Origin of the sequence: Mesorhizobium sp. M0701 (assembly GCF_040320365.1) — a bacterium.
In the GTDB taxonomy this organism is placed as follows: Bacteria; Pseudomonadota; Alphaproteobacteria; order Rhizobiales; family Rhizobiaceae; genus Mesorhizobium.
In genome coordinates, this window is the sequence record NZ_JAMYPO010000022.1 from 1 (window position 1) to 20,820 (window position 20,820).

General features: G+C 61.3%; 18 protein-coding genes and 1 pseudogene. 14 read left to right on the forward strand and 5 right to left on the reverse strand.

Going from position 1 to position 20,820, the window contains the following annotated elements; translation table 11 throughout:
* Positions 1-237: hypothetical protein (locus NKI24_RS20300; protein ID WP_352747814.1), on the forward strand; the 237-nt coding region annotated here is incomplete at its 5' end.
* A 288-nt stretch (positions 238-525) separates the two neighbouring features.
* Here NKI24_RS20300 and NKI24_RS20305 read toward each other — a convergent pair.
* Complete coding sequence (locus tag NKI24_RS20305; RefSeq protein ID WP_502901477.1) at positions 526-1,032, reverse strand: alpha/beta fold hydrolase; 507 nt, start codon at positions 1,030-1,032, stop codon at positions 526-528.
* Between the two features lie 862 nt (positions 1,033-1,894).
* On the opposite strand from NKI24_RS20305, the gene NKI24_RS20310 reads away from it, so the two are divergent.
* Positions 1,895-2,824: a hypothetical protein gene (locus NKI24_RS20310; protein WP_352747817.1), complete on the forward strand. Its 930-nt coding sequence runs from the start codon at positions 1,895-1,897 to the stop codon at positions 2,822-2,824.
* An 847-nt stretch (positions 2,825-3,671) separates the two neighbouring features.
* On the opposite strand, the gene NKI24_RS20315 is transcribed toward NKI24_RS20310, so the two are convergent.
* The gene (locus NKI24_RS20315; protein WP_352747820.1) at positions 3,672-4,199 is read right to left on the reverse strand and encodes a DUF5996 family protein; all 528 of its coding nucleotides are present in this window, start codon (positions 4,197-4,199) and stop codon (positions 3,672-3,674) included.
* A gap of 27 nt (positions 4,200-4,226) precedes the next feature.
* On the opposite strand from NKI24_RS20315, the gene NKI24_RS20320 reads away from it, so the two are divergent.
* Positions 4,227-5,102 carry a MurR/RpiR family transcriptional regulator gene (locus NKI24_RS20320; protein WP_352449995.1) on the forward strand — a complete coding sequence of 292 codons (876 nt, stop codon included), beginning with the start codon at positions 4,227-4,229 and terminating at the stop codon, positions 5,100-5,102.
* A gap of 73 nt (positions 5,103-5,175) precedes the next feature.
* Here NKI24_RS20320 and NKI24_RS20325 read toward each other — a convergent pair whose 3' ends face one another.
* From NKI24_RS20325 to iolD, 3 genes are all read right to left on the reverse strand, one after another.
* On the reverse strand, positions 5,176-5,991 hold the full coding sequence (locus NKI24_RS20325; protein ID WP_352449994.1) for an SDR family oxidoreductase: 816 nt from the start codon (positions 5,989-5,991) through the stop codon (positions 5,176-5,178).
* 4 nt (positions 5,992-5,995) lie between these two features.
* A complete protein-coding gene (gene iolE / locus NKI24_RS20330) occupies positions 5,996-6,895 on the reverse strand; it encodes a myo-inosose-2 dehydratase (protein WP_352708317.1) in 900 nt (299 codons plus the stop codon).
* Between the two features lie 124 nt (positions 6,896-7,019).
* Positions 7,020-8,867, reverse strand: a complete 1,848-nt coding sequence (gene iolD, locus NKI24_RS20335; RefSeq protein WP_352449992.1) for a 3D-(3,5/4)-trihydroxycyclohexane-1,2-dione acylhydrolase (decyclizing) — start codon at positions 8,865-8,867, stop codon at positions 7,020-7,022.
* A 107-nt stretch (positions 8,868-8,974) separates the two neighbouring features.
* On the opposite strand from iolD, the gene iolG reads away from it, so the two are divergent.
* The 11 genes and pseudogenes from iolG to NKI24_RS20400 all read left to right on the forward strand — a co-directional run bounded on the left by iolG (position 8,975) and on the right by NKI24_RS20400 (position 20,409).
* On the forward strand, positions 8,975-9,982 hold the full coding sequence (gene iolG, locus NKI24_RS20340) for an inositol 2-dehydrogenase (RefSeq protein WP_352449991.1): 1,008 nt from the start codon (positions 8,975-8,977) through the stop codon (positions 9,980-9,982).
* A 3-nt stretch (positions 9,983-9,985) separates the two neighbouring features.
* Positions 9,986-11,422 carry an NAD-dependent succinate-semialdehyde dehydrogenase gene (locus NKI24_RS20345; protein ID WP_352449990.1) on the forward strand — a complete coding sequence of 479 codons (1,437 nt, stop codon included), beginning with the start codon at positions 9,986-9,988 and terminating at the stop codon, positions 11,420-11,422.
* Positions 11,423-11,432: 10 nt separating this feature from the next.
* Positions 11,433-12,248: an HpcH/HpaI aldolase family protein gene (locus tag NKI24_RS20350; RefSeq protein ID WP_352449989.1), complete on the forward strand. Its 816-nt coding sequence runs from the start codon at positions 11,433-11,435 to the stop codon at positions 12,246-12,248.
* Positions 12,248-13,213: a hydroxyacid dehydrogenase gene (locus tag NKI24_RS20355; protein ID WP_352449988.1), complete on the forward strand. Its 966-nt coding sequence runs from the start codon at positions 12,248-12,250 to the stop codon at positions 13,211-13,213. Before NKI24_RS20350 ends, NKI24_RS20355 begins: the two co-directional genes overlap by 1 nt.
* Positions 13,203-14,327: a Gfo/Idh/MocA family protein gene (locus NKI24_RS20360; RefSeq protein WP_352449987.1), complete on the forward strand. Its 1,125-nt coding sequence runs from the start codon at positions 13,203-13,205 to the stop codon at positions 14,325-14,327. Before NKI24_RS20355 ends, NKI24_RS20360 begins: the two co-directional genes overlap by 11 nt.
* A gap of 137 nt (positions 14,328-14,464) precedes the next feature.
* Positions 14,465-15,205: an ATP-binding cassette domain-containing protein gene (locus NKI24_RS20365; protein WP_352449986.1), complete on the forward strand. Its 741-nt coding sequence runs from the start codon at positions 14,465-14,467 to the stop codon at positions 15,203-15,205.
* Entirely contained in the window at positions 15,198-16,298 is a 1,101-nt protein-coding gene (locus tag NKI24_RS20370; RefSeq protein ID WP_156937342.1) for an ABC transporter permease, read from the forward strand. The genes NKI24_RS20365 and NKI24_RS20370 overlap by 8 nt, the downstream gene beginning before the upstream one ends.
* 58 nt (positions 16,299-16,356) lie before the next feature.
* Positions 16,357-17,361: a substrate-binding domain-containing protein gene (locus tag NKI24_RS20375; protein ID WP_023676588.1), complete on the forward strand. Its 1,005-nt coding sequence runs from the start codon at positions 16,357-16,359 to the stop codon at positions 17,359-17,361.
* A 208-nt stretch (positions 17,362-17,569) separates the two neighbouring features.
* Entirely contained in the window at positions 17,570-18,619 is a 1,050-nt protein-coding gene (locus NKI24_RS20380; RefSeq protein WP_352449985.1) for a Gfo/Idh/MocA family protein, read from the forward strand.
* Positions 18,620-18,925: 306 nt separating this feature from the next.
* Positions 18,926-19,418 (forward strand): annotated as a pseudogene (locus NKI24_RS35975) (IS66 family transposase); the annotation flags it as partial.
* A gap of 763 nt (positions 19,419-20,181) precedes the next feature.
* Complete coding sequence (locus NKI24_RS20400) at positions 20,182-20,409, forward strand: transposase domain-containing protein (RefSeq protein WP_502901478.1); 228 nt, start codon at positions 20,182-20,184, stop codon at positions 20,407-20,409.
* Positions 20,410-20,820: the final 411 nt, after the last annotated feature.

Consider the following 20,820-nt stretch of genomic DNA (forward strand, 5'->3'; position numbering starts at 1 on the left):
CTCGCCAAGGCCTCCGCAGCCTTCACCGCGTATCGATACCGCGCGCATGAATTCGGCGATTCCATGCTGCTCAATCGCCAACCGCCGCTTCTATCGCGCGAACAAAATCGGGGCGAGGGGCTCGAGACGAAGGCTTTACTCGAGGTGTGCCATGATGTCGGCAGGATCGGTGGTATTTCGTGCTCGGCGCGCAAGGAAGTCGGAGCTATGTTACAGCGGACCAAATTCGGCATTTGACCCAAAGTCGAAGTTCCGAAGCCCTCACATTGGGTCCGCATTGCGGGCGAAGCGGACAACATGGCTTGCCGGGCGTCAATGCTTCGATACGTGCCACGGCAGGCAGAGCCTAGCAGGGTCCCAAGAATCGCAGGATTTCGGCCGCGAGCGCATCCGGTGCTTCCTCAGCCATGTGGTGACCACAGTCCAGGCCCTTCCCCTGCAGTCTCGCCGCCGTCCACGGTCGCCAAACTTCGAGAACATCGCCGTAAAGCTGCTCAAGGTCATCACGCAGCGACCACAGAACCATCATTCAATACGGCGGCCCGCCTCTCGGTCTTCCGCGTCGTGCAGACGGTCTATCGTGATACCTGCCCTATAATCTTCTATCATTCCGTGAATGACCCGCGGATCGTGAACGGCCGCGCTGTAATCGGCATAGGCCTCTGGGCCCATCTGTTCGGCGGAGCCACCATGCCAAGCATCGGGATCGGCATTGATAGCGCGCTCCGGCTTCTCTTGCTGGGCGAAGAAGAACCAATGCCACCACGCGGTTGCAAAGCGTGTATCACATCGTTCAAGCGCTTCGAGGATAGGAACGGCATCGAGCACGATGAGATGTGTCACCGCGGAGGGATGATCCATAGCAGTCCGAAAGGCGGTGTGGCTTCCCCGATCGTGCCCGGCGATTGCGAAGCGATCAAATCCAAGGTGCTGCATCAGGGCGATGTCAACGTTAGCATTGCTAATTGCCGTAGGTTCGGCGCATTTATCAAATGCACTGTCAATCGCCAATTGGCCTAATTGGTCAATCAAGTGTCTGCGCTAACCATATGACAGTTCGCGGTGCTTAGCGTCGTTCGACGCATTGAGTTCGTCATTGCGGACAATGCAGTGTTCGTTCGCTAGTGCGGCTAGCGCCATCGGCTAGTGTTTGTTCGTACGCGTCGTATTGGCCTGTCTAGCGTCAATGAAATTGGCGCGTAGTGTTTCTCGTATTCGCCGTTCAGTTGCCGCACGTACTGCGCGCCTGTGTTTGCGCTTGCCGTCGAATGACAGGAGCGTGTCACCATAAAACGCAACACGGTTTGCGGAGCGCTATAGAGTAAGCAGCAACAAAGGATGCCGCTTATGACACTTCTCCAGATCGCTTATCTCTGCCTCGCCGCGGGCGCGTTCATTGCCTTCGTTGGCTACCTCATCGCGTTCTTCGGTATGGGAGGGCACTGAACCGCAGCGCGATCTTTCCGGATTTCGGAAAAAGATTTGTCGTGCGTGACAAAGGATTTGTCACCCATGACAAAAAATCTTCGATAAATGGCTAGGTCATCGTCCAACGGAGCGACCTCGATGACCCTGCTTCAAATCGCTTACGCAATGCTCGCCGTCTTGTATATTGTGCCGTGGTGGCGTTGGCGGTAGGACATTCAGATGTCGCAAGATAACGAAGACGAAGCAATTCCCAAGTCTTCGTCGGCTACTGCCGCGATCGTGCAGTTCATTGAACGGGTAGGAAGGCCCTTCGTACCCGACGTCGTGAAGAGCTGGGCGTCGCGCCCGACTATCACCGAACGACCGAAAGAGAACAGGTGGCATCTGGCGAGACAGTCGGATCCTTCAACTGCAAAACGATTGGTGGCTGACTAACAACAGCGACCGTCCTCTGCGTATGGTGGGGGTGGAAATCGACCGACCACGTGTCAAGGGCGATCTCATTGTGGATGGGCCGAGGGCGCACGATGGCGAACCTGTCATCCCGCCAAAGGCGACGGTCCCGATTTCCACGCACTTCATGGTCCCCACTAGGAAGCATCACCTGAAGGCCACGAAACGCTACGATTTCACATTCGTCGATCACAACGGGCATCGGACGCGAAAACGGGGCATCGAATACAAGCCCGAGCGCCAACGCGTCAAGACGACGAAACTCAACTCCGAGGCGATTGCAGAGATCGCTGACCAAGACGAGAAGGCTCTGGCGTCGCTCCTGAAAGAGGAGATTGGGCGCTATGCGCGGCACGGTCGCCAGCATGGCGGGCTGGGGACCATTTCGGCAGTAAAGGGGAACGCGAAGATAAAGTCGATCTACCAGGATTGGTGGGCGTCCGACCGCGCTTCCGAGCGGCAGGACATCGTGGTCGAGAGCGGGCCGAAGATCGTCTCTGAGATTGGCGATGCGATCGTTGAGTACGCCTCAAAGCTTCCCGAAGATCGCTTGGCGAAGTTCCCGTCACTTTTGCTGGACCGCCTCGATAGGGATCGCGAGTATTACGGCGTGTCTTACCTCATCGTATACGCGTTGTGGCGGCTCAACCGGCTCGAAGACGCGCTCCAAACGGTATACGAACGCTATGAATTCAAGCCTGCTCTCGTCGACAACATATTTCGGCGCTCGTACGTGAACCGGGTGCTCGAAAGGAACCAGCAGTACGGCTACAGCGACGTACTCGGGCTGCTGAATGGCATGCTGAGATACGAGCATCTGCATCTAGTAGAACGCGAGCTGGAGAAGATCGAATGGCTTGCTATGAATACGAGCGAGCACCCATTCCAGATCGCGCAAAAAATCACCTCGATTCGGGCGCTGCGAATAGCAAACCGTGAATGAAGGCTATGCGCGGTGAGCTCATTACGGTGGCGCTGTGGGGGCATTGAGCGATGACTGACGAGAGAGTTTTGCTGACCAAATGGTTCGGCTCTTTGAAGAGCCTGTTGCGGCGATTGGGATGCTGCTCTACGGCGCCTATCTTTACATGAGCAGGAGCAGTTTCCGCCAAGAGATGAACGCGGGCGTATCGAAACCGGACTAGGCTGCTACAACCATTCAAGTGGAAGCGAAGCGGATCGAGGGACAGAGAGAAATCGCACGCTGGCGTGCAAAATCGCGCCTTAGCGTAGAAAAGGCTTTGGCCCCGGGCTGAGCGAAACTGCGAAGCATGAGCTGCCGATCCCTTTCCAATCTACAAATCTACGCCACAGCCTACCATCAAGATCCGCAAGCGTGACCGCGAGCGCGCGGAGCGCGTCCTCTTGGCCGGTGGCCGAAACCGTCACTCAAGAAAAACGGGCGATCGCACTCGCATGGGCGCATGGGAGCGACAAGTGTGCGAACACGCGATCACACGGACATCGGAATTCCGGCTGCTATCTGGCCCGGATGTGTGACGAGGGCCTGCTCATCAAGATCGGCTATGGCATCTATCGCGCCACAAATCGGAAGGCGGCATAATCGGATCTTGGCTAATCTCCGGAGAATGGCAACGTTTGCAGCGGTTCGATCGCTCGAATGGAAGCTATGGCGAGAAATCGGCGACGCGGCCAGGACATCCATGTCGATTTCAATGATGGACTGGACGGACTGTCCGGAAAAGCTAATAAAAATCAAAGCTTAAGGGGGTTTAAGTTGGCGATGCAGTACCAAATGCAGTACCGCTGAAGCGCAGCCGATGATGTTTTCAGGGTCGTAGGACGGACTTGCCGTTGCGAACGTCGGCGCGACAGAGCACTTGCGGAGCCCGTGGTCGCAGAGGTTGCCCGAATGCACATTCGAGACCGGCTGAATCCCAGTCCGCGAGGTCTGCGGCGGCGCGATATGTGCTCTCCAAGAAGACCATGAGGCTTGCTTCCGGATCGGTAACTCTGCGGATCGCATAAGGCAGCAGGTATTCTCCAAGTCGTAGTGGGCGGCGTCGGCAAAGATCTTCGCCGCCGCGAAGCCTTTTGGTCGGGCGGTGGAGCGGTCGACTTTCCGGCCTTCTATTCCTAAGCCTGTCCGAAACCGCTGCTCCTCTGACGCGTCTCCTTCGCACGGACCCGTCGCAGCCCTCTTGGTGCGCGGACGCGCGATGCGCACTCTTCGGCGCTCCGATCCGTTTTTCTAGCGCGAAGCTGACCTGCGCAGTACGACCGGAAGTCACAACTTGTGGCCCGATGACAGAGTTGACAACTCTCTGCTGGTCAAAAACCTTCAAAGACGCCATCATGCAACAAAAATTGCAAGGATGTGCATCGTGGACGAGAAGGTCGAGGCTCCCAAGGACTATGAGGATCTCATCCGCGTGATACACGACCGGTATGATGGGATGAGCAAGTCGTACCAGAAGATTGCGTTGTATCTCACCCAAAATCCGAATGACGTCGCGGTGCGATCGGTGAACTCGATCGGGGAAGGCAGCGGCGTTCACGCGTCCAGCTTCGTCCGATTTGCCCAAGCATTGGGGTATGAGGGGTTCAAGGACCTGCAGAGCCTCTTCCAGAAACGATTGTCCACCGCGGCTCCCGGCTTCGAAGCCCGCGTCAAGGCGTTGGAGAAGGAACTGGGGGAGCGGACGGATCGCAGCGAGATGGGATTCATGCACGATCTGGTCGTCCGTGACATCGCGTCCCTGAAAGAGATGCTCACCGGTATTCAGCCCGAGGATCTGGCGGAAGCCGTTAGCCTGCTCGAGAAGGCCGACGTCGTCTATCTGATGGGACAACTTCGCTCGGCACCGGTCGTCGAACTCCTTCGCTATATACTGACCATGCTGGGTAAGCGCTGCGTGCTCCTGGATCCGGGCGGCGGACTGGCCACGCATATGGCCCGCGCGATGCGGAAGACGGACCTGCTGTTTGCGGTGTCGTTCCGCTTCTATGCGAACGAGGTCGTCAATGTTGTGGAAGAAGCCGCGGGGAGAGGTATACCCATCGTGGCGATCTCGGACAGCACGCTGTCTCCATTGGCCAAGAGCGCGCGCGTTCTCTTCGCCGTTCCGGAGCACGAATACACTTTCTCGCGCTCGCTGGCGGCTCCTATGTGTCTTGCCCAGGCTTTGACCGTGGCCTTGGCGGCCAGGCTTCAGAACAACGCAGTCAATCCCCGCATTCCAACGGTTACCGAGCGGTAGGGACTCCAAACCGCGAAACCTGTCGCAGCACCGGCGATCCTCCGGCCGTCGATTCTCAATCGGTGTCGGAAGGTTAAAACGCCATCGCCTTTTCAGGCACGGCCATGGGGCCGGATGCGGCACCAAGGACTGTCTGGTCGTAATCCACCACCGAACCTGTCATGAGCCCGGCATCGTCCGAAACAAGGAAGTTTACCGCCCGCGCGACCTCGCGGGGGTCGATCAGGCGCCCGAAGGGCAGGTGTGCAACGGCTTTCGCTTCCCAGTCGGGATCGCCCTTCTCGCTCGCCTGCAATTCCCGCTCGTGGTCGGACGCCATCCAGCCGATATCCAGCTGGTTGACGCGGATGCGGTTCTTCATGACGGAAAATGCCGTATTGCGGGTCAAGGTTGCCAGCGCCGCCTTGGTAGCACAGTAGACGTTGATGAAGGGCTGGCCGGCATGTTCCGAGATCGAGCCGATGTTGCAGATCGCACCCTCAATGCCATTGCGGATCATGTGCCTGATGGCCTCCTGCATGAGGAAATAAGGTCCGCGCACATTGACGGCGAACAGGGCGTCGAAGAGTTCGGGCGACGTATCGAGGATGGTGCCACGGTCCGTGCGGGCACCAGCGTTCACCAGCACATGTATCTTGCCGTAGACGCGCTCGGCCTCCGCGATCACGCGTCGGCAATCCTCGACTTTGCCGAGATCGGCATTGACGAAGTGGACCGGCACGCCGGTTTCGCGCGTGATCGCGTCGGCCACGGCACGGCCTTTGGTCTCGTTGCGGCCGAGCGTCACGACGCCTGCAGCGCCCGCTTCGGCAAGCCGATGCGCGATGGCCGCTCCCAACCCCTGCGTCGAGCCGGTGACGACACAGACCTTTCCATCTATCCGGTTCATGCGTTCAGCCCTCCACCCTGTAGCCAGCCGCGGCCATCACACGCAGCAATTCCTTGTGGCCGATCTTCGCCATTTCGAGCGGCGGACTTTTGACGGGATCCTGCTCGGCTTCAACGACGAACCAGCCTTCGTAGCCGTGGCTCGCCAAGCGCTTGACGATCGCCTCGAAATCGAGCGAGCCATCACCGGGCACGGTGAAGGCTCCCTTGACCACCGCGTCGAGAAAACTTTCCCGGCTGCGGTCGAGCCCGTCCACGACCGCTTGGCGGATGTCCTTGGTGTGTACATGCGAAATGCGGGCGTGGTGCTTGTCCACCACCCGCAGCACGTCGCCTCCGGCAAAGGCCATATGGCCGGCATCGTAGAGCAGGGGCAGACCCTCGCCGGAATGCTTCATCAGCAGATCGACCTCCTGTTCGCTTTCGATCGGCGCGGCCATGTGGTGGTGGTAGCAAATCGGCATGCCCTGACCCGCGCACCATTCGCCGAAAGTGGTGAGCTTACGGCCGTAGGCCTTGATCTGATCGTCGTCGAGACGCGGGCGCATAGCCAGCGGCGTTCCGCGGTCGCCCTGAATGGTGCGACCCGTCTCGCCATAGACGATGCAGGGCGCGTTGGTCGCCTTGAACAACTCCATCTGCGCGGCGATGCGGTCCTTCTCTTCATCGATATTGCCGACCAGCAAGCGGCCGGAGAACCAGCCGCCACAGACGCTCATGGCATGCTGCCTCAGGATGGGCTCAAGCACCGCCGCGTCCATCGGGAAGCGGCGGCCAGTCTCCATGCCGGTGAAGCCGGCCTCACGGGCCTGCCGCAGGCACTCCTCCAGCGAGACGTCGTCGCTCAGTTCGGGAAGGTCGTCGTTCCACCAGGCGATCGGCGCGATTCCAAGCTTGGCTCTCATCGTCATCTCCAATCATGATTTTCGAATGCTGCTGGCTGCCTGCGCAGCGACAAAACTGCCGGGAACAATGCTCAGGGAGTTTTGCATCGTTCCGGCAGGGGACGCCCCCGCGCGCCCGAACGGTTCAGACACCCACGCGCTGCTTCTTGCGACCTTCGGTTTGCACGGCATGCGCGTCGCGGACCTGCTGGCGCCCGCTGATCTCGGGCACGCCGACGTCCCACCAGGCATCGCCCGGGGTCCAGGTGAAGGCGTCGGAGACGATGGTGATGACGGTGGTGCGGTCGGTGGTCTTCGCCCATTCGATCGCCTGACCGAGATCGGCGAGGCTTTCGACACGGCGCGTCAGGGCGCCCATGGCTTCCGCGTGCTTGGCGAAGTCGACCGAGAACGGCTCCTTCACCCGGCAGTCCTTAATCAGATTATTGAAAGAGGCGCCGCCCTTGGCGTTCTGCAGCCGATTGATCACCGCATAGCCGCCATTGTCGCATACCACGAGAATCATCTTGTGGCCGGCGAGCACCGACGAATAGATGTCGGAGTTCATCATCATGTAGGTGCCGTCGCCGATCATGACGATCGGCGTCCGGGTAGGGTCGGCCATGGCCGCGCCCCAGCCGGCAGAGATTTCATAACCCATGCAGGAGAAGCCGAACTCGCAGTCGAAAGTGTTGGGGTCCTTCACCCGCCAGTTCTTCATCACCTCGCCGGGCAGTCCACCGGCCGCGGTGATCAGCAGGTCACGCTCGCCCGCCTTGGCGTTCACCACGCCTACGACCTGCGCATAGGTCGGGACCGGCTCGTTGGTCGGCTTCTGGAAGCCGTCAAGCATCGTGTTCCACTTGGCGAACTCGATGCGACCCTTGTCTGTCCAGGCCCTCTCCGCTTTCCAGTCGCCGAGGGCACCTTCGAGTTCGCTCATCGTCTCCAGCGCGTCGCCGACGACGGCGAGCGCCCGGTGCTTGGTGGCATCCCAGCGTGCGGCATTGATCGAGACGAACTTTGCGTCGGCCGAGAAGGCGCTCCAGGATCCGGTGGTGAAGTCCATGAGCCGTGTGCCGACGGCGATGATCACGTCGGCTTCCGCCGCCAGCGCGTTGGCCGAGGTTGAGCCGACGATGCCGATCGGTCCGACATGCGCGGGGTGGTCGTGCGTAACCGTGCCCTTGCCGGCAATCGTCTCCGCGAGCGGGATCCCATGCCTTTTGGCGAAATCGCCAAGGACCTTCTCTGCACCCGAATAACGCACGCCACCACCCGAGATGATCAGCGGCCGCTTTGCGCTTTTGAGGAGGCGCGTCGCTTCGGCGAGCCGGCTGCGATCGGGCCGGGGGCGCGGCACCTCATTCACCGTCTGTTCGAAGAAGGCTTCGGGATAATCCCAGGCGATCTCCTGCACATCCTGCGGCAAAGCGATGAAGGCAGGCCCGCAATCGGCCGGATCAAGCAGCACCGCAACCGCCTGCGGCAACGACGAGATGATCTGCTCGGGATGGACGATGCGGTCCCAGTAGCGCGTGACTGCCTTAAAGGCGTCATTGACGTTGATGGTCGGGTCGCCGAAGTGCTCGACCTGCTGCATGACCGGATCGGGCCGGCGACTGACGAAGGTGTCGCCTGAGAGCATCAGCACCGGCAGCCGGTTCGAATGGGCGACACCTGCCGCCGTCACCATGTTCAGCGCACCCGGACCGATCGAGGTCGCCGCAACCATGATCTGGCGCCGGCGCTTCGCCTTTGCAAAGCCGATCGCTGCAAGCGCCATCGACTGCTCATTCTGGCCGCGCCAGGTCGGCAGCACGTCCTTCACCGCCTCGAGTGCTTCAGAAAGGCACGTCACGTTGCCGTGCCCGAAGATGGCGAAGACTCCCGGAAAAAGCGGAACTTTCTCGCCGTCGACGACCGTGAACTGGTTGCACAGATAGCGCACGAGCGCCTGTGCCATGGTCAGACGGACGGTGGCCCTGGTCATCTTTGTCTCCTCCCTAACGACGGTCTTTCCAAATCTATACGGAATGCCCATTGACAAATCAATATGTTTGCAACGATCATTGCAAAAATTCAAACCGGGAGGACTTCATGCTCAGGATAGCTGTGCTCGGCTGCGGTCGGATTGGCAGGATGCATGCGGCAAACATCGCCGCACATCCTCGTGCGGAACTAGCCACCGTCTATGACATCGACGAATCGTCCGCGGAGACTGTCGCGGCGCGGCACGGCGTTCGCGCTTCGGGGTCGGCCGACGAGGTATTTGCCTCGGCAGATGTAGATGCGGTCCTTGTCGCGACGGTGACTGACACGCATGCCGACTACATCGAAAAGGCGGTGGCCGCTGGCAAACCCGTGCTCTGCGAGAAGCCGATCGATCTTAGCCTGGAAAGGGTGAACCGTTGCGCCGAAGCAATTTTGTCCAAGGGCGTGCCGGTCCAGATCGGCTTCAACCGACGTTTCGACCCCGGTCATCGTGCGGCGTGGAACGCCGTACGATCCGGCGAGATCGGCGACCTGCACCAGGTTATTATCACCTCGCGTGATCCGGGCATGCCGCCCCGTTCCTACTACGAGGTCGCGGGCGGGCTTTTTCGCGACATGACGATCCACGATTTCGACCTCGCCCGCTTCATGCTGGGAGAGGAGCCGGAGGAGGTGTTCGCCATCGGAGGCCGGCTGATCGACCCGGCGATGATGGAGGAACTGAACGACTACGACAGCGTCATGGTCGTGATGCGAACCAAAAGCGGCAAGCAGTGCCACATCAACAATTCCCGCACCTCAACCTATGGATACGACCAGCGCGTCGAGCTTCTGGGCAGCACCGGCATGGTGATCAGCGGCAACAGGAAGCCTCACGAACTGCGCCGCTACTCGGTCGCGCAAACCGAAGCCGCCGCGCCTTATCTCGACTTCTTCATCGAGCGATACCGCGAAGCGTTCGATGCCGAGATCGACGCCTTCGTCACCTGCGTCGAGAAGGGCGAGCCGCCGCTGGTCGGTTTTGAGGACGGGCGCCGCGCCCTGATCCTGGCTGAGGCGGCGATGAAATCGGCGGTCGAAGGCCGCTTCGTGAAGGTCAGCGAGATCGGATAAGCCATGTACGCGAACTACGGACTGTTTATCGACGGGAAGTGGCGCAAGGCATCCGATGGCGGGACGGCGCCGGTGATGAGCCCGGTGACGGAAAAGCCGCTGGGCGAGGCTCCGGTCGCCACCCGCGCGGACACGGAAGAGGCGCTGGTTAGCGCCGCCCGTGGGTTTTCCGCATGGAAATCCAAGGGTGGTTCTGAGCGCGCGTCCGCCCTGCATGCTATCGCGGACGAGATGATCCGCCGCAAGGACGAAGCCGCGCGGATGATCTCCAGCGAGACCGGCAAACCTATTGCCCAGTCCGAGCGCGAATGGGGGCTGGCGGTCGATCAGTTCCGCTGGTACGCCGAGGAGGCCCGCCGGATCTATGGGCGCGTCATCGAATCGCGCGTGCCCGGCGGTCGTTTCGAAGTTCTGCACGAGCCTGTCGGGATCGCAGCCGCCTTCACCGCCTGGAACTTTCCGGCGGCACTGGTCGCCCGCAAGGTGGCGCCGGCGCTTGGCGCTGGCTGCTCGACCATCGTCCGGCCGTCAAGTCAGACGCCCGGGACGGCGATGCTGATGGTTGACTGCATCCGCGCCTGCAATCTTCCTGCCGGCACGGTCAGCCTGGTCGTTGGGCCCACGAGCACGACCTATGCGCCGATCATGGCTTCGCCGGCGGTGCGCAAGGTGTCCCTCACCGGCTCGACCCGCGTCGGCCAGCAGATGATCCGCGATGCTGCCGACACAGTGAAGAAGGTGTCTATGGAGCTTGGCGGCAACGCGCCCCTGATCGTCTTCGACGACGCCGATCTGGATGCCGCGCTCAACGTCTCCGTGCCGACCAAATACGCCAATTCCGGCCAGGTCTGCGTCACACCGGATCGTTTCTTCGTCCACGAAAGCCTGCACGACGCCTTCGTCGAGGGCTTTGTGCAACGCGCCAAAGCGTTGAAACTGGGCGACGGGCTCGACCCATCCGTGCAGATGGGCCCGCTCATCAATGCCGGCCGGCTTTCCGAGATCGAAGACATCGTGTCCGACGCCATGAAAGCCGGTGCGAAGCTCGTCGCGGGCGGCCATCGGGTTGCGGCGTTCAATGCCGGCCATTTTCATGAGCCCACGGTCCTGACCGATGTTGCCGACGACATGCGGGTCTTTGCCGAGGAGAATTTCGGGCCAATCGCGGCGATCAGCCGGTTTTCCTCGGATGAGGAGGCGCTCGAGCGGGCGAATGCTTCGCCAATGGGATTGTCGGCCTATGCCTTCACGTCGAGCCCGAAGCGTGCGCGCCGGACGGTGGCCGAGCTGAAGGCAGGCATGGTGGGCATCAACAGCTTCGCTCTTGCCGCGTCCGAGGCTCCGTTCGGCGGCACGAAATATTCCGGAATGGGTCGCGAAGGCGGCAGCGAAGGTATCGGTGACTACCTCGACACCAAGCTTGCGCAGATCGTGTTCTGAGGAGGCCGCCTTGATCAAGAACGAGCTCAAGCAGATCTGGGCCGAAGGGCGGCCCACGATCAATGGCTGGCTTTCGATCGGCAATCCATTCACCGCCGAGATCATGGCCGCGCAGGGCTATGACAGCGTGAGCATCGATGTCCAGCACGGCGCGCTCGACTATTCGATGCTGCTTCCGATGTTCCAGGCGATGCGTGCATCCAGGGTGGTGCCCATGGCGCGCGTGCCGTGGCTGGAGCCGGGCATCATCATGAAGGTGCTGGATGCCGGCGCCTATGGCGTGATCTGTCCCATGATCAACACGCCGGAACAGGCGGCTCAGCTCGTCAGCTACCTGCGCTATCCGCCGGCCGGCCAGCGCAGTTTTGGGCCGACGCGTGCCAACTTCTCGGCGGGTGCCAACTACGCGGCCGAGGCCAATGACGAGATCCTGGCTTTCGCCATGGTCGAGACCGCCGAGGCGATGCGCAATCTCGATGCGATCGCCGCAACGCCAGGGCTCGACGGCATCTATGTCGGTCCCGCAGACCTGACCTTCAGCCTGCACCAGGGGCGTCTCGCGCCGTCCTTCGATCGCGAGGAGCCTGACATGATCGCCGCTCTGCGGACGATCGTTGCGGCCTGCAAGAAGAACGGCAAACGCGCCGCGCTCCATTGCGGCACGGCCGACTACGCCGCACGTGCCGTCGAATGGGGTTTCGAGATGACAACCGTCTCGGGTGACTCCCGACTGCTTGCCTCCGCCGCGCAGGCAAGTGTCGCTCGCTTCCGCGAATTGACGGGTGCGAAAGCCGTCCCGGCCGAAGCCGGCAAGGGAGGCTATTGATGCCCCACGTCCTGGTCGCCGGAAAGCTTCATCCGAGCGGCATCGAACTTCTCGATGGGTCGCCCGGCGTCACCTACGACTATGTCGAAGATGTCTCCGAACCAAGCTACGCACCTCTGATCGGCAAGGCCGATGGCCTCGTCATTCGCACCCAGCCCTTGTCGGCTCCGACCGTCGCACGCGCCGAGAGGTTGAAGATCGTCTCGCGCCATGGCGTCGGCTACGACGCTGTCGATCTATCCTCCCTAAATCGGCGCGGGATCGCTCTCGCGATCGTCGGCGATGTGAACTCGGTGTCGGTGGCCGAGCACGCCATGATGCTGTTGCTGGCGGCAACCAAGCGGCTGATCCGAGCGGATCGTTCGGTGCGCGGTAACGAATGGGGTTGGCGCAACCGGCTGGAGCCAAGCGAACTCTCGGGCAAGCGGCTTCTGATCCTCGGGTTCGGCCGGATCGGCCGCCACCTGGCGCGCATGGCGGCGGCATTCGGCATGGACGTGCGTGCCTATGATCCATTCCTTGAGAGGCAAGGCTGGCCGGAGGGGCCGGTCGCGCCGGTGAGCGATTTGCAAACGGGACTCGCCTGGGCCGATGCGATCTCCGTCAACGTACCCAAGGCCGAGCGCCCGGTGATCGGCCCCGTGGAACTCTCGGCGATGAAACCGACTGCTGTTCTCATCAACACAGCGCGGGGCGGCATCGTCGACGAGGCGGCGCTGATCGCGGCGCTGCTAGCGGGGCGCATCGCAGCGGCCGGTATCGACGTCTTCGACGATGAACCACCCGCCGCGGACCATCCGCTCTTCGGCTTCGACCAGGTGATTCTGACGCCGCACATTGCCGGGCTCACCGCCGAGTGCGGCGAGCGCATGGCAATCTCGTCCGTGCAGAACGTGCTCGATTTTTTCGCCGGGCGGATCGACTCAGCGCTGGTGGTAAACGGAGCCGAGTTGAATGGCCGGTGAAAAACCTCAACTCAGAATCGGCCTGATCGGCACCGGCTTCATGGGCAAGACCCATGTGTTCGGCTTTGCTGCCGCACAACGTGTCTTCGATCTTCCCTACGAACTGGTGCTCCACACGGTTGCGGACAGAACCGAGGACCTCGCCGCGCAGGCGGCGCAGGCCTTGGGGTTCGCGCGGGCGAGCGGGGACTGGAGGCGTCTGGTCGAGGACCCGGAGATCGATATGATCGATATCACGGCGCCGAACTGCTTCCACAAGGAGATGGCGCTCGCCGCCATTGCCGCCGGCAAGCACGTCTATTGCGAGAAGCCGCTGGCGCCCCTTGCGGCGGATGCCCGACGGATGGCCGAGGCGGCGGAAGCGGCCGGCGTCAGGACGCAGGTCGGGTTCAATTATCTCTGCAACCCGCTGCTCGCGCTGGCGCGGCAGATGATCCGCGCGGGCGAGTTGGGCGAGATCCGCAGCTATCGCGGCATTCACGCCGAGGACTACATGGCGGATGCGGAAAGCCCATTTACCTTCCGGCACGATCCTGTCGGCGGTGGCGCATTGGCGGATCTGGGCAGCCATGCTCTGGCCACGGCGGAGTTTCTGCTTGGCTCGGTGGAACGGGTCCTCGGCGATTCCGTCACCGTCATAGCGAGCCGTCCGGATGGCCGAGGCGGGCGCCGGACCATCGAGGTCGACGACATCGGTCGCGCATTTCTGCGTTTTGCCAATGGTGCATCCGGCAGCATCGAAGCGAGCTGGGTCGCCACCGGCCGCAAGATGCAGCACGATTTCGAGGTTTATGGCACCAAGGGGGCGCTCGTCTTCAGCCAGGAGCGCTTCAACGAGCTGCATTTCTACAGCACGGCCGATCCCGGCGGCCGGCGTGGCTTTCGGCGCATCGAGGCCGGTCCGGATCACGATCCCTATGGACTCTTCTGCGTCGCACCAGGCCATCAGCTCGGCTTCAACGATCTGAAGGCTATCGAGATTGCGCGGTTCGTCGATGCGATCGCCGGGAAGCGAGACGAGCCTTTCGGCTTCCGGGCCGGCCAACGCATCCAGGAACTCGTGGAGGCAATTCAGGGCTCGGCCCGGGAGAGCAAGTGGCTGCGAACAGACTGATGCGAGGGAGAGTTGGTCGCCGCCCCGCATGCGTCTGAAATAAACGTTGCATGTTTGTACATTTTGCAATATAGATTGCAGCCGGAGAGAGGTACGTCGGCTGAGTGCTCAAGTCGACGTCGCACAGGGAGGAGAATGTGTCTGTGCTGGACGTACGAAGCGTCTCGAAAAGCTTTGGTGCTATCCGCGCCTTGTCAGATGTTAGCTTCGCGGTTGCTGCCGGCGAGGTGGTTGGCCTGATGGGCGACAACGGTGCCGGGAAATCGACCATGGTGAAGCTGATTGCGGGGAACTTCCCACCCTCCGACGGCGAAATCGCGGTGGACGGCAAGGTCTGCCATTTCCACAAGCCGATCGAGGCACGGGGCGAAGGGATCGAGGTCGTCTATCAAGATCTGGCCTTGGCCGACAATCTGACGGCCGCCCAAAATGTCTTTCTCGGCCGCGAGATTAAGAAGGGGTTTTGGCCGCTCCGCGTGCTCGACAAGCAGGCGATGATCAACCGCTCGGCAAAACTGTTCGCGGAGCTGAAGTCGGAGACGCGGCCGCGCGATCTGGTCAAAAAAATGTCAGGCGGCCAGCGGCAGGCGGTCGCCATTGCCCGCACCCGGCTATCCAACTCCAAGCTCGTGCTGATGGATGAGCCGACCGCGGCGATTTCGGTCCGCCAGGTAGCCGAGGTGCTGGAGCTGATCCGGCGGCTCAAATCGCAAAATGTGTCGGTAATGCTGATCAGCCACCGCATGCCCGATGTGTTCGCGGTCTGCGACCGCATCATCGTGCTGAGACGCGGCTCGAAAGTGGCCGACAAGGCGACGGAGAAGACATCGCCGGAGGAGATCACCGGCCTAATTACGGGAGCGATCCGTGATGCATAGCCAGAGCGACATGCTGAAGGAAGGCCATGCGTCCATCGGTGATGTGGTCGGCATAATAGAGCAGAGCGTTTTCCAGAAGATGATCGCCAGCCAGGCCTTCTGGGTCGCGATCGCGCTTTTCGTGTTGGTGGTCTTCATGACGTGGCTGGAGCCCAGCTTCGGCACGGTCGACAACGTTACCAACACCACCCGCAATTTTGCACCTATCGCCATCATGGGGCTGGGCATGACGGTGGTGCTGATCACCGGCGGCATCGATCTGTCGGTCGGCTCGGTGATGGGGCTGGTCGCGATCGTCGCCGGCCTGCTGCTCACTTGGCACCAGCCTTGGTATGTGGCGTTTGGCGCGGGTCTGCTCGCAGGCATCGCCTGCGGAGCCTTTAACGGTTTCTTCGTGGCCTATATCGGCATGCCGTCCTTCGTGGTGACGCTAGGCATGCTGTCGATCGCGCGCTCGCTGGCGGTCGTGCTGTCCGGCAACCAGATGCTTTACCAGTTCGGACCCGATGCGCCGATCGTCAAGGCCATCGGCCAGGCCAAATGGCCGAGGCACACGCCTGACGGCTGGGTGCCTCATTGGATCCCGGAACTGTCCTCGCAGTTCTGGGTGATGGTGATCCTCGCGCTCATCGTCGGCTCCGTCTTCATTTTCACCGCCTGGGCGCGCCACCTCTTCGCGATCGGCGGCAACGAGAACGCCTCGCGGATGACCGGCGTCCCCGTCGACTGGATCAAATTCCAGGCCTATGTCTTCTGCGCATTTACCGCATCGATCGCGTCCCTGCTGCTGCTCGGCTACAGCGGCTCGGCCATCAACGCGATGGGAACCGGCTACGAGTTGAGGGTGATCGCCGGCACCGTCATCGGGGGGGCCAGCCTGATGGGCGGCTACGGAACCGCGTTTGGCGCTGTGATCGGTTCGGCCTTCCTCGAGGTCATCCGCAACGCGCTGCTGATGGCCGGGATCGATTCGAACTGGCAGGGCGCCTTTGTCGGGGCCTTCATCATTCTTGCCGTGCTTCTCGGCATGCAGACCTCGGGCAAGTCGCTGCGGGCGACGCTGGAGGGTATGTTTACCTGGAAGCGCAAATAGAATCCGGCGGCCGCAAGCCGTCGGGGATAGTGGACGTCAAAACAAAGTGGAGGAACAGGTGAAAAAATACATTCTGACGGCGGCCGTGGCGTTTTCCGCGCTGATGGCAGGGCAGGCCTATGCCCAGCAGAAATACGTCTTCGCCCTTGTGCCGAAGAACATGAACAATCCTTTCTTCGACCAGGCTCGTGACGGCTGCAAGAAGGCCGAAGCCGAATCCAGCGGCGCGATCGAATGCATGTATATCGGCCCCGGCGAGCATGGCGGCGGCGAGGAGCAGGTGCAGATCGTGCAGGACCTGGTGGCCAAGAAGGTCGACGGCATCGCCGTCGCCCCGTCGAACGCCGCGGCAATGGCCGTCGCGCTTCAGGCCGCCAAGGAAGCGGGCATTCCCGTGCTTACCTGGGACTCGGATGTGCTACCGGAGAACAAGGACCTGCGTGTCGCCTATATCGGCACGCACAATTACGAAATTGGCGTCAACCTCGCCAAGATCGTGCAGACCATCAAGCCGAAAGGTGGCACCATCTGTATCCAGTCGGGCGGAGCTGCCGCGGCCAACCACAATGAGCGCATGAAGGGTATACGCGATACGCTGGCCGGCAAGGAGTCGGCCGCCTCGCCAGGTGATGCCCTGACCGGCCAGAACGGCTGGACGGAAGCACCGGGCTGCCCTCTCTATACCAACGACGACTTCCCTCTGTCGGTTCAGCAGTTCCAGGACTTCATGGCGAAGACGCCAAACCTCGACGCCTTCGTGCCGACAGGCGGCTTTCCGCAATTCATACCGGATGCGAATCGCGCTGCGGTCGAGCCGTACAAGGATAAGATCGCCAAGAAGGAGCTGGCTCTGGTCGTCGCCGACACGCTGCCGGTGCAGATGGACCAGATGAAGGAAGGCCTGTCGCTCGGCCAGGTCGGACAGCGGCCGTTCGAAATGGGCTACAAGACCATGCTGGCGCTGAAGGACATCAAGGACGGCAAGCCCGCGCCGGCCGACCCGACCTACACCGGTCTCGACGTCTGCACCCCCGAAACCGCCGACACCTGCATCGGAAAGTAGGCGGGGGGCGCAACTCTGCGGCGGGCGAGGGATGACTCTTGCCCGCCTTTGCCCCTGAGAGGCGACAACAGACCCATCGAGCGACTGGCAAATCGACCGCAGCCGTCAGGCCTCAGAGACGCTCCGCTGGCCACGGCGTGACCATTTTTAGACGAGTGCCGGGAGTGATCCCATTCGGGAGGAGCAATTGAGAAAGATACGATATGCCGTGGTGGGCGCGGGCTGGATCACACAGGAAGCCTTTATGCCCGGTGTGTCCCAGACCGGAAACTCGACAATCACGGCGATCGTCAGCGGCTCGGCCAAAAACGCCGCCAAGCTCGCCGAATTCTACGGCGTGGAACACGTCTTCAGCTATGAGCAGTACGACCAGATGCTCGCATCGGACGTCGCCGATGCAGTTTACGTGGCATTGCCGAACTCCATGCATGCCGACTATGCGATCCGAGCCCTGAGAGCCGGCAAGCACGCGCTCGTTGAGAAGCCGCTGGCCACGACCGAGGCGGAATGCGAGGCGATGATCGCCGCCGCCAATGAGAGCGGAGCGTACCTGATGACGGCGTATCGGCTGCACAACGAGCCCGGCACTGTCGAGGTCCTGGAGCGCATCCGCAGCGGTGAGATCGGCGATCCCCGCATCTTTGCCGCGGTCTTCTCCTTCGTAGCGTCGTCCGACAATCACCGCCTCAAGGCCGCCTATTGGGGCGGTCCCTTGCAGGACATCGGCGTCTACTGCCTGAATGCCGCGCGCCATATCTTTGCCACTGAGCCGATCGAGGCAGTCGCGGTAAGGAGTTTCGGCAGCGCCTCAGTCGGGGAGGTAGAGGAAAGCATTGCCGTGACGTTGCGCTTCCCCGAGGGCCGGCTTGCACAGTTCATTGCCAGCTTCGGCGCGGACAATTCGGATTTTTACCACGTGGCCGGAACGAAGGGGAGCGTAACGGCCGACCCTGGCTTCCGTTTCGAGACTGCCGTGCAAATGAAGCTTCGGCATGGCGACATCAGAACCGAAAAGACGTTCCCGCAGACAGACCATTTCGCCGGACAGACCGCGTATTTCTCCGACTGCATCCTGAATGCACAACCGCCTGAAGCCGACGGTGGAGAAGGATTTGCCGACGTGCGCGCCCTGCTTGCCATTGAGCGCGCCGCCAGCACCGGTCAGCCTCAGAAGATAGACACGCCGGCACGGCAGGTTCATCCTACTGCGGATATGATCCGCATCTTGCCTACAACGGACCAGCGGCTGCTTCTCTGACGCGCTTTCGCCCGCGGAGCCGGCCAGGATTCATTGCGAGAAGCGTCTCACGAAACGGCATCGCGTACCGCGTTGTACCGTGCAACCGTTCATGCGGAGGCAGTCACGATCTTGTTTCCGAACGTGCTCGACGGGCTGCGCTGGGTGAAATTCATCCAGGCGGCCGCCGACTCGCACGAGGCCGGAAAAGCCCGGACAACCGGCTGGCTTGACTGAACGCATTGGAATAATACGGAAGTCAACTTGAGTATACGCGTTGGAATTATCGGCGTAGGGGTAATGGGTGCGGATCACGCGCGGATGCTCGCATCACCTCAAGCCCGGCTTGCCGCCGGACGGGAGCATTCCGCGCCCATCATCGCTGCCCTGAAACCATGGTTCGAAAAGCAGCTATCGATGATCTCCTCCGGCTCTGGCCTGGCCGAAGACATCCGGCATGGGCTCGGCCACTGGCAAGGCCTGACCCGCTTCCTGGACGATGGCCGCCTGGAACTCGACACCAACCCGGTCGAAAACGCGATCAGGCCAGTATGCCTGACCAGAAAAAAATGCCCTGTTTGCAGGTCACGAAGTCGGGGCCGAAAATTGGGCGCTGCTCGCCTCCATCGCCACCTGCAGGCTCAACGACGTCAACCCGGTCGCCTACCTCGCCGAAACCCTCGACGCCATCATCAACGGCCATCCGCAGACCCAGATCGAGGAACTCATGCCCTGGCGATTCCGAAAAACGTCAAGCCCAAATCCACAGGCGATCCGCGAGGCGCTCACCCTAAGTTTTATCATTGACGGTCTGACTTGACGTCTGGCCCGAGGGCGGCGTTCGCTACTATTCCGAAACTTAAGGTTTCGCCCTACCGCGTAATTGGGGTCGGCTGTCTTAAGAGGGCCGCTGCCCAGGGTGCCTACTTCTTAACGCATTGGCGGACTGGTGCGGCCGAGCAAACTTCGCCCACGCCGCAGTCCAGGTCGCGTGAACAAGGTTTCGGCATTTGCGGTGGCTCCAGCGTGACGAAGGGCGTCCTCGGCTCTTCCCCCGGTCTCGCCGTTCTCGGGAGGAAGGCGCCGGGATCACCGAGCGACTTCACATATCGATAGAATGACCGAATGTCGCTCTCCGGCATGACGCGAACGTTGTACCAAGGCATCGGCGGCAATGTGCGAAGTGTCTTGATGTAGGTTACATACCCGTCTTCGCTAAGGTCTTGCGCGCTCCATCTCAGATTGCTTGCATAGGTTGTGCCCCACGGCCCCCGCCAACCTATTACTTTCCCTCTCAATGCCTTGGTGGGGTCGAGCGCGCCTTCGGCTTCCCTGTAGCCGTCAGTATGGCAGTCGTGACAGCTGCCGATGATGGAAACCAGCCGTCCTCTCTCGACAGACACCTCCTCTGCCGCAAACGCTGCCCCCGATGCTGTCAATATTGCTGAGCCAACCAGGAGCTTAATGAAGTGCATGGTAGCCTCCAGCGCCCTCACACCGCTCGCTCAAAGCCAATAACAACGTCGAGACTTTACCACAATTTTGAAAGTTGGGGTGGGGAAAGCAACGGATCGTTGGAGGCAATGGTCCCTAAGAGGCTCCTGGGACACTGTCGACAATCGCAGCACAGCACTACGTTCGACAACTGGGCGCTGCTCGCCTCCATCGTGGCCACCTGCAGGCTCAACGACGTCAACCCGGTCGCCTACCTCGCCGAAACCCTCGACGCCATCATCAACGGCCATCCGCAAACCCAGATCGAGGAACTCATGCCCTGGCGATTCCGGAAAACGTCAAGCCCAAATCCATAGGCGATCCGCGAGGCGCTTACGCTTCCACCGCAACGGTCTCGCTGCTTTCGCCCCTGCGCACCGAGATCAATTCGGGTCTGTCGCGAGGAACGGCCTATCCCGCGGACTGGCGTCCTCGCTTCACCGATGCCTATCGCCTGCAGGCCCAGGCCTGGATCCATTCAACACTCAGCGGAATTCCGGCCGGAGCAAGCTGCTGGACGGATACCGGGCTGCAATCGCCGCCGAGGCGGGTCTGCAATCACTATCAGAAGGGCGAAAAGGCAGTTATTGGCGCAATGAGTAAGCCAGAACTGTACAAATAGCTGACGGCATTTGAATTCATAATGACCTCGGCAGCCGACTAATAATCTTCCTTTTTCAGGCCCCTCCCGTCAGCGTGTTCCACGCAGCCGGTGCGCTGCTTCGGCT